Here is a 12,632-nt window from a genome sequence, read left to right as displayed (position 1 = left end):
CACGGAGGCGGCGGCAGCCTGGGCCTGCTCCTTCGGCGCCCCAGCGCTCTCCAGCGCCTCAAGCAACTCTATGTTCGCCTGGGTCATGGCCCTATTGTACTCCGTTCGGGGGATCGCAACGTACTCTTTCTGGATGACTCGGAGGCGGACGAACCGGCAGGCGCACCGGGGCTAATCCGGGCGGGGAAGGCGGGCGGCGGCGCTCTCGATCCACTCCTCCGCCAGGGAGGCGATCTCGCGGGCACTGCGATCCCCGGCCTCGATCGGCGGCCCTACGACCATGCGTATGACGCCGGGGCGCTTGAGGAAGCCGTTGCGGGGCCAGTACCAGCCGGCATTGTGCGCTACGGGGATCACCGGGCAGCCGGTCTTGCGCGCCAGCAACCCGACGGTGGGGCCGTAGCGCCCCCGCTGCCCCGGCGCGACCCGCGTACCCTCGGGAAAAATGACCACCGACAGGCCCCTGGCGAGCCGCTCCTGCCCCTCGCGCACGATGGCGCGCAACGCCGCGCCGGGAGAACCGCGGTCAATGGCGATGGGGTCCAGCCCGGCCAGGCCCCAGCCGAACAGGGGGATGCGCAGCAATTCTCTCTTCAGCACGAAGACGACTGGCGGGAATACCAGCTGCAGGGCGAAGGTCTCCCAGGCCGACTGGTGCTTGCAGGCGATGATCGCGGGCGCGGCGGCGTGTTCCCGGCCCTGCACCTGAAAATCCAGCTTGCAGACGCACTTGAGCCACCACAGGGCGAAGCGGGTCCATTGCCGCGTGAAGCGGTAGCGCCAGCGGTGCGGGAAGGGGTAGAGCAGCACGCAGCAGGGGGCGAACAGCAGGGTGGCCAGCGCCTGCCCGGCGTAGTAGGCGACGGCCCGCAGGCGGGCGCCCGCGGAAGAGGGCGGCGCCGGCTTACAGCCGGGAGAGGTCGGCGACTCCATTGAACAGGCGGTGCAGCCCCTGGAGCAGCGCCAGCCGGTTGCGCTGCAACTCTGGGTTTTCGTCCATGACGGTAACTTGGTCGAAGAAGCGGTCCACGGCGTCTTGCAGGCCGGCCAGCCGGCGCAGGGCCTGTTCGTAGTCGCCCGCTTGCAGCACGGGGCGCAACTGTTGTTGCAATCCCCGGTAGTCGCGGGCGAGGTCGCGCTCGGCCTCCTGTTGCAACAGCTCCTGGCGTAGCGGCATGTCCCCCTTGAGCGCGTCTTTCTGGGGCGCGTCTTCCTGGGGCGCATCTCCCTGGGGCACGTCTTCCTGGGGCACGTCTTCCTGGGGCGCATCCCGGGCGGCGGCGGATTTGCGCAGGATGTTGTGGATGCGCTTGTGCGCGGCGGCCAGGCGGGCCGCCTCGGGCAGCTCCCGGAAGGCGCGCACGGCCAGGATGCGGCGGTGAAAGTCCAGGGGCGCGAACTCGCCGGCCGCGCGCACGGCCTCGAAGACCTGCGGCTTGACGCCCGCTTCCTGGTACCAGGCGCGCAGCCGCTCCATCATGAAGGCGAAGACCGCGTCCTCGCGGTCGCCGGCCGCGGCCAGGGCCGTCCCGTAGGCCGCCAGCGCCCGCCGAATCGCAGGCCGCAATCCCAGGGCCAGCTCTCCCTCGATCAGGATGCGCATGGCTCCCAGGGCGGCGCGGCGCAAGGCGTAGGGGTCTTTCTCGCCGGTGGGCGCCTGGCCGATGCCGAAGATGCCCGCGATGGAGTCCAGCCGGTCGGCCAGGGCGAGAATCCGGCCCAGCGGCGTCGCCGGGATGGCGTCGCCCGCGAAGCCGGGGCGGTATTGCTCGCCGATGGCCTGCGCCACCTCCGGCGGTTCGCCGCCGCGGCGGGCGTAATACCCGCCCGCGATCCCCTGCAATTTCGGGAATTCTCCCACCAACTCGCTCAGCAGATCGCATTTGCACAGTTCGCCGGCACGGCGCGCCGGCGCCGCGGGCGCGCCCAGCGTCTCCGCCATCCAGCCGGCCAGGTCGGCCAGCCGCGCGCTTTTGTCGCTCATGGCGCCCAGTTTTTCGTGAAAGACGAGCCCCCGCAAACGCTCGCGGTAATCCGACAGCGGCCGCGCCCGGTCGCGCCGCCAGAAGAACTCGGCGTCGCGGAACCGGGGCACGATGACCTTCTCGTTGCCGCGGCGGATGGGCGCGGTATCCGCGGGGGCGATGTTGAGCACGGACAGGAACGCGGGCATCAGCCCGCCCCGCGGCCGGAAGACGGGGAAGAAGCGTTGCTGTTCCTGCATGACGCTGACCAGCAGTTCTTCCGGGAGCTCGAGGTAGCGCTCGGGGAAACGGCCGGCGAGCACCGTCGGCCACTCCACCAGGGAGGTCACTTCTTCCAGCAGCGCTTCGGACAGCATGTCGGCCCGCCCCCCCAGCTCCGCGACGGCGGCGGCCAGCAGTTCCCGGATCCGTTCCCGGCGGGCCCGGTAGTCCGCGCATACGCGGCCGGGCTCGGCCAACAGGCGCGCATAGTCCGAGGCGCGGGGCAGCTCGATGGCGCCGGGATGATGGAAGCGGTGGCCGTAGCTGCAACGGCCCGCGCGCAGGCCGAATACCTCGGCTGCGAGCGCGGTCTCGCCGAACAACAGCGTCACCCAGCGCACGGGGCGCGCGAATTCGGCCTGCCCCGCCCCCCAGCGCATGGGCCGCGCCAGCGGCAGCCGCGCCAGCGCCTCCCGGACCAGGGCCGGGAGCAGCTCCGCGGCGGGTTGCGCCGCCTCCCGGGAACGGAACACCAGGCGTTGGGCCCGTTGGTCAATCTCCAGCGCCTCGGGAGCGACGCCGCAGGCCCTGGCGAAGCCGCTGGCGGCGGCGGTAAAGCGCCGCTTTTTGTCGTAGGCGGCGGCGAGGGAGGGGCCGCGGCGCAGCGTCTCCGTGCCGGGGCGTTCGCAGGCCACGCCGGCGACCAGGACGGCCAGGCGGCGCGGGGTGGCGTACCAGCGGCAGTCGCCGTAGGACAGGTCCCATTGCCGCAGCCCGGCCTCCGTCTCCGCGGCGAGCCCGCCGGCCAGTTGCCGCAGGGAGGCGGGAGGCAATTCCTCCGTGCCGATCTCCAGCAGCAGGTCCGCGGTCTTGGGGCCGGGGGTCTTGAAGCCAGACATGGGGGGGGGACGGAACGGGCGGCGGGTCGGCGGCGGCCTTTCAGGCAGCCGCGCCGCCTTCTTTGCCGAGCAGGGGGAAGCCCAGGGCCTCCCGCGAACGCAGGTGCGTCTTGGCGACGGTATGCGCCAATTGCCTGATCTCCAGAATAAAGCGCTGCCGCTCGGTCACGGACAGGGCGCGGCAGGCATCCAGGAGGTTGAACAGGTGCGAGGCGCGCACCACCGCATGGTAGGCCGGCAACGCCAGCCCGGCCGCCGCGAGGCGCTCGCATTCGTCGCGACAGTCCTGGAACCAGCGGCGCAGCCGCTCGCTGCGCGCATGCTCGAAGTTGCAGGCCGACATTTCGGCCTCCGCCTGGCGGTGCAACTCTCCGTAACGAACGGCGCCAGCGCCGGCGCGGGCCGCCCAGACCAGGTCGTAAACGCTGTCCTTGTCTTGCAGGTGCATGGCGATCCGTTCCAGACCGTAGGTAATCTCGCCGGATACCGGGAGACATTTCAAGCCCCCGACCTGCTGAAAATACGTGACTTGGGTGATCTCCATGGCGTCCAGCCAGACTTCCCAGCCCAGACCCCAGGCGCCCAGCGTGGGCGACTCCCAGTTGTCTTCGACGAAGCGGATATCGTGCCGCAACGGGTCAATGCCCAGGGCGCGCAGGGAGTCCAGGTAGATTTCCTGGAAGCGCTCGGGAGAAGGCTTGAGCAGCACCTGAAACTGGTAATAGTGCTGCAAGCGGTTGGGGTTGTCGCCGTAGCGTCCGTCGGCCGGGCGCCGGACCGGCTGCACGTAGGCGGCATGCCACGGCTCCGGGCCGAGGGCGCGCAGAAAGGTGGCGGGGTGGAAGGTGCCCGCGCCCATCTCCAGGTCGCAGGGCTGCTCGATAATGCACCCCTGCCGGGCCCAGAAGTCCTGGAGGCGGAAGATCAGTTCCTGGAAACCGAGGGGCGTTCCGGTTGCAGGCATAATAGACGCTCTACCTGGGGCGCTCTGCTGGGGGCACTCTACTGGGGGCGCTTTACCCGGCGGGGCTCACGCCTGGCCTGGCAGGCGAAGGGCCAGACGAGGGGCGCGGGGCCGCCGGCGCCGGCCCCAGTTACGCGCGCCAGTTACGCCAGTTACGCGAGTCAGGCGCGGCTCAAGAAGGAGGCGCAACGGGCGGCGCCTCGTCGCCGGCCCCGGTGTCCGCATCGGTGTCCGCATCCGCATCCGTATCTGTACCCGCATCGGCATCTTCTACCAACGGGCCGATCCGGCGCGCCAGCATATCGTATTTGAAATAGGGCGCCACGAATACCCACGGGCCCAGCCTGCGGTTCAAGTCCTCGATCTCGCGCAACACTTCGCTGGAAACCTCGGCGGGCGCGGAAGGGTCGGCGGCTTTCGCGGCTGCCTCGCTCGCTTCGTCTTTTGCCTCCTCCGACGCCTTCGCCGCCGCTGCTCCTTCGCCCTCGGCCTCCCCGGCCTCCTCGTCTCCCCCGTCTCCGCCGGCAGAGAACGGCTCCGTAGCGGAGAACTCGAAAGCGACGTGCGCCTTCTCCTCGCGTTGCTCTGCCCGGCCGCGGATCAGCAGGCCGTCGAAGGTGCGAATCTCCGTCTTCGCCGTTCCTTCTTCGGAGAATTCGAATTCATCCCCGGCAACCACGTCGTCTATGCGAAATTCTTCCAGGATCGTGCCCATGCGGTTCAAGGTCAGTTGCGCTTTCAGCTTCATCCCTTCCGGGATTTCGGCCAGTTGAAAGTCGGTTTCTTCCTCGCTGTCCCTGAAGATATGCACATTTTCATAGGTGTTCCAGATCTTGATCTCCCGGATGCGATCCGAGGCGATGTTCAGGATCATCTCCTCCAGCCAGTCCCGCACCTCGACGGAGGCGCGCAATTCTCCCTGGACCAGCAGGCTGCGGGGCTCTTCTGGAAGACGCGCGTAGTAGGCGGGAAGCGCCCGCCCGCCGCCGAGCCGCTGCTGGTCGCCGACGATCAGAAAGGCCAGCGGGTCTCCGGCCTCGTCCTGCACCTCGATCTCCCGCGACGACGATCCCTCCACGGCGATGCCGGCCAGCCCGAGTTTGAAATACAGGTCGGGGTTGTCGGTCTTGTATTCGATCAGCTCCGCCTGCGCGAGCCCGACCAGGAGGGTCTTAATCGCCACGAAATTGGCGGGATACTGGCCGCGTCCGGAAATGCCCCATTTGTCTTTGACCCGCTCCAGCACTACCTCGCCGTCGTAGCCTTTGATCGCGACCCGCGCCGCATCGTTGACGCGGTCCTTAAGGTCCGGCAGCAGCAGTTGCTTCTCGGCCACATACACCGTGTCGTGCTCGCGCACGACCACCACGGCGATGACCGCCGCGATAACCGTAAGGACCAGCAGGGAAAGAACTGTACGCATGACGATCCGGCCTCCGCTTCAGTCCTCGGCGGCAGCGGCCCTGGCGGTCCTGGCGGCCCTGCGAAAACGCAGAAAGTTCAGCAGCACCGCCAGCAAGGCCACCACCAGGGGCACCAGGATGATGTTGATAAAGCGCAGCTTGGTGCCCAAAGATTCGATATTCTTGTGCAGATCGTGCTGTACGGCACGCAGCTCCTTGCGCGTCTTCAAACGCTCCTTCTTGAACTTGGCGATCTCGCGCGACTGTTCGGGGGTGAGAATCTTGCCGCCCCCGTTCTGCTCCTTCTGCAATTCGCGCAGGCGTTCTTCGGTCTTTTCCAGTTTTTCCTTGAGGCGCTTCTCTTTGTCGCGGAAACGCTCCTCCGCCTCGCGGCGGATGTCGTCCACGCGAGTGAAGGGCCGGGCGTACTCGCCCCGGCTGCGCAGGCTGATCAAGTCGGTGCTGCCGGAAAGGTTCTCCAGGGAATTGACCACGAAATCGCCGTTGTTGGCAATGGTCTGCGGGATCTGGATGTCGAAGATCCGGCGGATGCGGATCCAAAAGCGGTTCTGCAGGAGGTCGGTATCGGCCACCACGATGGCGTTCAACTCGCCTTCCGCCACATGCCCGGAGGGATCGTCGTAGGCGTCTTCCTCGTCCTCGCCCGCGTCCTCGTCTTCGTCCCCGGTATCGGGGTCGCCGCGCTCCGGGAAGGCGGACAACACGTTGCCGTCCAGCCGGGCGGCCAGCGCCAGCTGCCGGTCCTCCGATTTGAAGGCGTCCAGGATGACGCCGGGGTCGCGTTGAAACATCACCAGGTCCCGCTCCAGGATCGTGGACTGCTGTGAAGTCTGGACGATGGGCGCCATGGACGCGACCGGCTGATCCGCCGCCTTCTCCTTGCGCTGCAGGATGCCCGCCGCGCCGAGGTGCAGCAGCTTGATATCCCTGGTGGAGAAGTCCTCGGAGTCCAGCGTCCCCCCCTTCTTCTCCAGGCGCAGCCACGGCAGGTAATAGACTTCCCGCAGCCCGCGCGCGTCCCGGTGCTGCACCCGCATGGCGAAACTGCGGTCGCCGGCCACCTTGTTTTCCAGCATCTCGATCCCCCAGGCGTCGAACAGCAGCGGCAACGAAGAAGCCACCTCCGGCGCGACGCTGGTGTCTTCCCTCGGGGCGTTGAGGTCAAAGTCGGACAGGGGATCGACGAACACCATCAGCTTGCCGCCGCGCAATGCGTACTGGTCAATCGCATACAGCACGTCCTCCTCCAGATCCCTGGGATGGATCAGCATGAGCACGTCTATGTCCTCGGCAATGTCGGCGGGCGCCTCGCTCAGGTCGCGCAGCTCGAAGAATTCCCGGATCGTATTGACGATGGACCAGGGCTCCGGCCGCGGCCCCTCGCCGAAGATGGGCAGCCCGCTCAGGATGCCGACCACCCGCTTCTCGGGATGGGCCAGATTGTATATGAGCTTGGTAACCTCGTACTCCAGGGACGCCTCCTTGCCGGGCGCCAGGAAAGGGATCGCCCTGCGGTCGTCCGTGGAGTTCACGCCGACCAGCCCCAGGTAGGCTTGGTTTTTGCCGCCGCCCACCGGCACGTTGCGCACCCCCTCCGCGACCGCCTGGTCTTCCGCCTCGGAGAACGGCTCCGGGTCAATGACGTTGACCGTCAGCATCCCGTCGGCATGTTCCCGGTATTCCCTGAGCATGTCGCGGACGCGCACGGCGTAGTTGGACAGCAGCGGGTACTCCGCGAGCGGCTTGCGCGAGACATACAGGTTCAGCGTGATGGGCTCCTCCAATTTGCGCAGGATGTTGCGGGTGCCGTCGGACAAAGTGAACAGCTTGCTCTCGGTCATGTCCAGGCGGAAATAAGGGAACCAAAGATTGGAGATAATGTTGACGGCCAGGAACAGGCCCGCCGCGAGCAGCAGGCCGGTGCCGGACAACAGGAATTGTTTGTTCACTCGCAGCCGCACCGATCAGGTCCCCTTTTTCAGCTCCACCGCGACGACATTCGCATACAGCCAGACGGCGATCAGGGTAGCGAAATAGATCAGATCGCGCAGGTCAATCACCCCTTTCTTAATGGACTCGAAGTGCGAAAAGAAGCTGAAGGAGGCGATCGCGTCCACCACCGCCTGCGGCGCCCAGCCCCGGAAAAAGTCCAGCACCAGGGGGAACCCGCTCATGATGAACAAAAAGCAGATGACCACGCTGATCACGAAGGCGACCACCTGACTCTTGGTCAGGGCCGAGACGCAGGCGCCGATGGCGAGGAACCCCCCTGCCAGCAGCAGGCTGCCGATGTAGCCGGAGAGGATCACGGTATTGTCCGGCTCCCCAAGGTAGTTCACGGTGATCCACATGGGGAAGGACAAAGCCAGGGCAAAGCCCGTGAAGATCCACGCGGCAAGATATTTGCCGATCACCGCGTCGGCGGTGGAGATGGGCAGGGTGATCAGCAATTCGATGGAGCCGCTGCGGCGCTCTTCGGACCACAGGCGCATGGAGAGCGCCGGGATCAGAGGCAGGTACAGCCAGGGATGGAAATTGAAGAACGGCGCCAGGTCGGCCTGGTTGCGTTCGTACAGGCTGCCTACGTAAAAGGTGAAGATGCCCATCAGAAAAAGAAAGATGACGATGAACACGTAGGCGATCGGGGTGGAGAAATACCCGTACAGCTCGCGCCGCAGGATGGTCAGGATGTTGCGGGCGGAAAGCGGCATCAGAACTGGGTCGCCTCCCCGCGTTCCTTGTAGTGCCGCATCGTGATCGCGCGGAAGGCGCCGTCTATATCTCCGTCCGGCGAGCGGGCGCGCAGCTTGGCGGGCGTATTGTCGAACAGCAGCCGACCGGCGGCGATGATGATCGCGCGGCTGCAAACCGCGTCCACCTCCTCAAGGATGTGGGTGGAAATAATGATCGCCTTCTGCTCCGCCATGCCCTTGATCAGGGTGCGCACCTCGTGCTTCTGGTTCGGGTCCAGCCCGTCGGTGGGCTCGTCCATGATCAGGATCTCCGGGTCGTGCAGGATCGCCTGCGCCAAACCGACCCGCCGCTTGAAGCCCTTGGACAGGGTCTCTATGGTCTGGTGCAGCACGGATTCCAGTTGGATCTCCGCCACCACCCTGTCCAGGCGCTCCCGGCGGTAATCTTTGCTCAGCCCCCGGACATCGGCGATGAAGCCGAGAAAATCTATGACGCTCATCTCCCCGTAGCAGGGCGCCCCCTCCGGGAGATAGCCGATGGCGCGCTTGCTGCGAATCGGCTCCTTGCCCACATCGTAGCCGCAGACCTCGACGGAACCGCTGCTGGGCTCCAGAAAGCCGGTGATCATCTTCATGGTAGTGGACTTCCCGGCGCCGTTCGGCCCCAGAAAGCCCAGCACTTCCCCCCGGTCCACGGAGAACGAAATACCGCGCACGGCATGGATCCTGCCGAAGTGCTTGTGGAGTTTCCTTGTTTCTATTGCCTTTGGCACCAGTCCGCATTCCCCGAATCACGGGCCACTATCAAAGAAAAACGATGGCCGAACCGGATACCACTCCGGCAGGCGGCGCGCATTATCCTGAATTCGATCCGCAAGTGCAACACTTCCGCCACGGGCGGCAGCCGTTCGAGGATCCTCGGGACCGGCCGCAATGGCCCGGACGCCGGACGCGCATGACCGCTCTCCCGCTGCGGGCAACGCCGCATGTCGGCGGGCCTATGCCTGCGTCCCGGCGGCTATGCCGCCCGCCTCAGGATATCCGGGTGCAGGTGCTCCGGCGCCCGGCGCACGCAATGCAGCCCCGGGCGCAACAGAAAGAGCCAGCCGCAAAGCCCGAGCAGCAAACCGGTCAGCAGGTCCCACATGAAGTGCTGTTTCGTCGTCAGGACGCTCAGCGCCAGCAATAGCCATGACGGCCACAGCAGGTGGCTCCGCCATTTCTTGTTCTGCGCCAACCACCAGTGCCGCACACAGAAGACGACCAGCATCGTCTGCGCCACGTGCAGGCTGGGCCAGGAATTAAAGGGCCGGTCCAGCCAGTGAAACGCCTGGTAGAGCGGAGTCAACCAGCTGTGCTCCTCCACCTGCCAGCGCAGGTCCGTCTGTGCCGGCAGGAACAGGAAAAACAGGTTGGCCGCCAGGGAAATCAGCACCACGGACTGGATCAGCAACAGCATCTCCCAGCGCCCCCGGCAGCCGGCGGGCGCGGACAGGGGGCCCAGGAAGTAATAGGCGAAAATAGTGATATAAATCAGGATAGTCCAGTCTATAAAAGGGATCTGGTAATCGAGGAATCTCCCGTCCTTGTCCACAAACAGCGTTTTCGGGTCCCAGACCGTGCGCTCGTCCTGCCGGGAGACGCGGAAGACGTCCGGGTGGTGGTCGAGTTGCGCGGCGCGCAGAGATTCGCCGCCGGCGCGGGAATGCGCGATGTGGTTGGTCAGCAGGTAAGGAGACAGCAGCAGCAGGGTGTAGAGAACGACGGACAGGCGCAGGGCCTTGTCGCGGTGGCTGAGTCCCGCAAATAGCGGCCGCCAGATTCTCCAGGGCCGCGCGTAATATGGCAACGGTTGTGAGCGGTTCACTCGTCGCTGGGTCGCAAGGAGTTTGGCGCGGTTCCCTATGATGAGCGCGTTCGCGTCCGCGCGGGCGCATAGACAAGCGCCTTCGGCGCCGGCGTTCTACACGCTCGCCGCCCGTTCTCCCCTTTGCGGGCGGTATCTGCAGCGTCTGTCATGCAGCTAAATTATATATATGCGGCGCTATGGATCGCAATACATTCGTGGAGGGGCCGCCACATAATATATAATCCGTGCCCATGAGCGAGACCAGCGCAGCGACGGAATTGCGGCGGACGGCGGGCCTCCTGACCCGCGAGGGCAAGGGAATCCTGGCCATAGACGAGAGTTTTCCCACGATCCGGCGACGCTTCGAGAGCATTGCCCTGGAGTCCACGGAAGAGACACGGCGCGCCTACCGGGAATTGCTGATCATGACCCCGGGCGCCGCGGAATACATCAGCGGCATGATCCTGTTCGACGAAACCATGCGCCAGCGGACCGCCGACGGGACGCCCTTCCCGCGGGCGCTGGAGGAACAGGGAATCCTGCCCGGCATCAAGGTGGACAAAGGCGCCCACCCCCTGGCCGGCCACCCCGACGAGAAGGTGACCGAGGGTCTGGACGGGCTGCGGCAGCGTCTTGAGGAGTACCGGTCCCTGGGGGCGCGCTTCGCCAAATGGCGCGCCGTGATCGCGCTGGGGCCGGGGTTGCCCAGCGAGGGCTGCGTCCAGTCGAACGCCCACGCCCTGGCCCGCTACGCGGCCTTGTGCCAGGAGTGCGGTCTGGCGCCCATCGTGGAGCCGGAGGTGCTGATGGACGGAGCTCACGATATCGCCCGTTGCCGGCGGGAAACGGAGCGCATCCTGAACGCAGCCTTCGCGGAACTGTGCGTGCAGCGCGTGGACCTGGAGGGGCTGCTGCTGAAAACCAACATGATCGTTGCCGGCAAGGAGTGCCCGCGCCAGGCGACGACGGCAGAGGTGGCGGCGCAGACCCTGCAATGCCTGAAACACTGCGTGCCAGACTCCGTGGCGGGGGTGGTGTTCCTGTCCGGGGGCCAGGAAGCGGTCCAGGCCACCGAGCACCTGAACGCGATGAACGCGGCGGGAAATGCCGGGGAGCCGCGGTTGCCCTGGCCCCTGAGTTTCTCTTACGGCCGCGCCCTGCAGGCGCCCTGCCTGCAACGGTGGGGGGGGCGACAGGAAAACGCGCGCGCGGCGCAACAGGCGCTGTTGCACCGGGAACGCTGCAACAGCCTGGCCTGTCTGGGGCGCTATTCCGCCGAGGTCGAACGGGCCGCCTGAGACGGGCCCCGGCGCGTTGCCGGGCGGTTCATTGCCCCGCGTTGGCGCCCGCCCCGGGCGACGACCCGGCCAGCCGTTCCCAGGCCTCGTCGTAGCGGGCCGCGGTGGCGCGGATGATTTCCGGCGGCAGCGAGGGCGCGGGGGGGCGCCGGTCCCAGCCTACGGAGTCCAAATGGTCGCGGACGAATTGCTTGTCGAAACTGGCGGGGTTCTCCCCCGGGACGTAGTGCTCCACGGGCCAGAAGCGGGACGAATCGGGGGTCAGCGCCTCGTCTATGAGCAATAGTTCGCCGGCGGCGTCTATGCCGAACTCGAACTTGGTATCGGCAATGACGATCCCCCGCTCCAGGGCGTACTCGGCGGCCTCGGAATACAGGCGGAGGCTGGTCTCGCGCACCTTTTCCGCCAGGGCCTGGCCGGCGCGCGCGGCCTCCTCCCGCGAACCGGTTTGGGGCGAGCCATCGGCCAGCTCCAGACCAATGCGCTCGGCGCTCTGCTGGAAAGAAATGTTTTCGTCCTTGCCGCCGACGGGCGCCTTGGTGGAAGGCGTATAGATGGGCCGCGGCAACCGTTCGGCATGGCGCAGGCCGGGGGGCAGCGGAATGCCGCATACGGTGCCGTCGCGCTGGTATTCCTGCCAGCCGGACCCCGCCAGGTAGCCGCGGACGATGGCCTCGATCGGCAGGGGGCGCAACCGGCGCGCGACCGTGCCCCGCTCCTCGACGAGGCGGCGTTCCCCGTCTTCGGCGAGCAGCGTCTGCAAGGGGAACTCCGCCAGGTGGTTGCCGATCACCGAGGCGGTGCGCCGGAACCAGAATTTCGAGAGGCGGGTCAGGATCGCGCCCTTGCCGGGCACCGGGTCGGGCAGGACGACATCGAAGGCGGAGATGCGGTCGGTGGCCAGGATCAGCAGGTGCTCTTGGTCCAGCAGGTAGAGGTCCCTTACCTTGCCGCGGCGGTGCAGACGGAGACCGGACAGCTTCGATTCGTAGAGGGCGTCGTTTGCGGGCGAATTTGTCTGCATGGAACGGCTCCAGCCAGGGCTTGCATCGAACGGGGCCCGGCGCTTCTTCCCGTGCGGCAACGGCAACCTTGCGTTTCCCGCCTCCTGTCGCCCCGCGCGGGCCGCATGGTAGCAGTTCCCTCCGCCCGATTCCAAGCGCTGGATGGGGCCGCCATATATAAGACCAGTCGGACGCAACGTTACAAGGAGCGCGAGACGCGCGCATTATTCACAGGATTCCTGCTTTCCAGACTGTGTAAAAACCCTATGGGCATCCAGCCAATAAAGCCCAATCCGCCATTCCCATGCCCCCACC

The 12,632-nt window shown here is 66.5% G+C and carries 9 protein-coding genes and 1 pseudogene; 1 reads left to right on the top strand and 9 read right to left on the bottom strand.

The window, feature by feature from the left end; translation table 11 throughout:
- Positions 1 to 171 precede the first annotated feature (171 nt).
- The 8 genes and pseudogenes from OXU43_02570 to OXU43_02535 all read right to left on the bottom strand — a co-directional run bounded on the left by OXU43_02570 (position 172) and on the right by OXU43_02535 (position 10,033).
- Entirely contained in the window at positions 172 to 933 is a 762-nt protein-coding gene (locus OXU43_02570) for a lysophospholipid acyltransferase family protein (GenBank protein ID MDD9824043.1), read from the bottom strand.
- Positions 905 to 3,085, bottom strand: coding sequence for a glycine--tRNA ligase subunit beta (gene glyS / locus OXU43_02565; GenBank protein ID MDD9824042.1), 2,181 nt, complete (start codon positions 3,083 to 3,085; stop codon positions 905 to 907). Before glyS ends, OXU43_02570 begins: the two co-directional genes overlap by 29 nt.
- Before the next feature lie 40 nt (positions 3,086 to 3,125).
- Entirely contained in the window at positions 3,126 to 4,049 is a 924-nt protein-coding gene (gene glyQ, locus OXU43_02560; GenBank protein ID MDD9824041.1) for a glycine--tRNA ligase subunit alpha, read from the bottom strand.
- Positions 4,050 to 4,221: 172 nt separating this feature from the next.
- Entirely contained in the window at positions 4,222 to 5,472 is a 1,251-nt protein-coding gene (locus tag OXU43_02555) for a DUF4340 domain-containing protein (GenBank protein MDD9824040.1), read from the bottom strand.
- Positions 5,473 to 5,490: 18 nt separating this feature from the next.
- Positions 5,491 to 7,422 carry a Gldg family protein gene (locus OXU43_02550; GenBank protein ID MDD9824039.1) on the bottom strand — a complete coding sequence of 644 codons (1,932 nt, stop codon included), beginning with the start codon at positions 7,420 to 7,422 and terminating at the stop codon, positions 5,491 to 5,493.
- 15 nt (positions 7,423 to 7,437) lie between these two features.
- On the bottom strand, positions 7,438 to 8,184 hold the full coding sequence (locus tag OXU43_02545; protein ID MDD9824038.1) for an ABC transporter permease subunit: 747 nt from the start codon (positions 8,182 to 8,184) through the stop codon (positions 7,438 to 7,440).
- An 80-nt stretch (positions 8,185 to 8,264) separates the two neighbouring features.
- Positions 8,265 to 8,939 (bottom strand): annotated as a pseudogene (locus OXU43_02540) (ABC transporter ATP-binding protein).
- Between the two features lie 245 nt (positions 8,940 to 9,184).
- Positions 9,185 to 10,033: a phosphatase PAP2 family protein gene (locus OXU43_02535; GenBank protein ID MDD9824037.1), complete on the bottom strand. Its 849-nt coding sequence runs from the start codon at positions 10,031 to 10,033 to the stop codon at positions 9,185 to 9,187.
- Between the two features lie 233 nt (positions 10,034 to 10,266).
- On the opposite strand from OXU43_02535, the gene OXU43_02530 reads away from it, so the two are divergent.
- A complete protein-coding gene (locus tag OXU43_02530) occupies positions 10,267 to 11,313 on the top strand; it encodes a fructose-bisphosphate aldolase class I (GenBank protein ID MDD9824036.1) in 1,047 nt (348 codons plus the stop codon).
- A gap of 28 nt (positions 11,314 to 11,341) precedes the next feature.
- On the opposite strand, the gene OXU43_02525 is transcribed toward OXU43_02530, so the two are convergent.
- Positions 11,342 to 12,337 carry a phosphoribosylaminoimidazolesuccinocarboxamide synthase gene (locus OXU43_02525; protein ID MDD9824035.1) on the bottom strand — a complete coding sequence of 332 codons (996 nt, stop codon included), beginning with the start codon at positions 12,335 to 12,337 and terminating at the stop codon, positions 11,342 to 11,344.
- Between the last annotated feature and the right edge of the window lie 295 nt (positions 12,338 to 12,632).

Source organism: Gammaproteobacteria bacterium (genome assembly GCA_028817255.1).
GTDB classification, from domain to species: Bacteria; Pseudomonadota; Gammaproteobacteria; order Porifericomitales; family Porifericomitaceae; genus Porifericomes; species Porifericomes azotivorans.
Note: the sequence above shows the minus strand (reverse complement) of the source record. Positions and strands in the feature narration are given on the sequence as shown.

Bases quoted from the DNA above. Each gene is read 5' to 3' on its own strand.
- OXU43_02530 (MDD9824036.1), top strand. From the start codon at position 10,267: ATGAGCGAGACCAGCGCAGCGACGGAATTGCGGCGGACGGCGGGCCTC.
- OXU43_02555 (MDD9824040.1), bottom strand. From the start codon at position 5,472: ATGCGTACAGTTCTTTCCCTGCTGGTCCTTACGGTTATCGCGGCGGTC.
- glyS (MDD9824042.1), bottom strand. From the start codon at position 3,085: ATGTCTGGCTTCAAGACCCCCGGCCCCAAGACCGCGGACCTGCTGCTG.
- OXU43_02525 (MDD9824035.1), bottom strand. From the start codon at position 12,337: ATGCAGACAAATTCGCCCGCAAACGACGCCCTCTACGAATCGAAGCTG.
- OXU43_02545 (MDD9824038.1), bottom strand. From the start codon at position 8,184: ATGCCGCTTTCCGCCCGCAACATCCTGACCATCCTGCGGCGCGAGCTG.
- glyQ (MDD9824041.1), bottom strand. From the start codon at position 4,049: ATGCCTGCAACCGGAACGCCCCTCGGTTTCCAGGAACTGATCTTCCGC.
- OXU43_02570 (MDD9824043.1), bottom strand. From the start codon at position 933: ATGGAGTCGCCGACCTCTCCCGGCTGTAAGCCGGCGCCGCCCTCTTCC.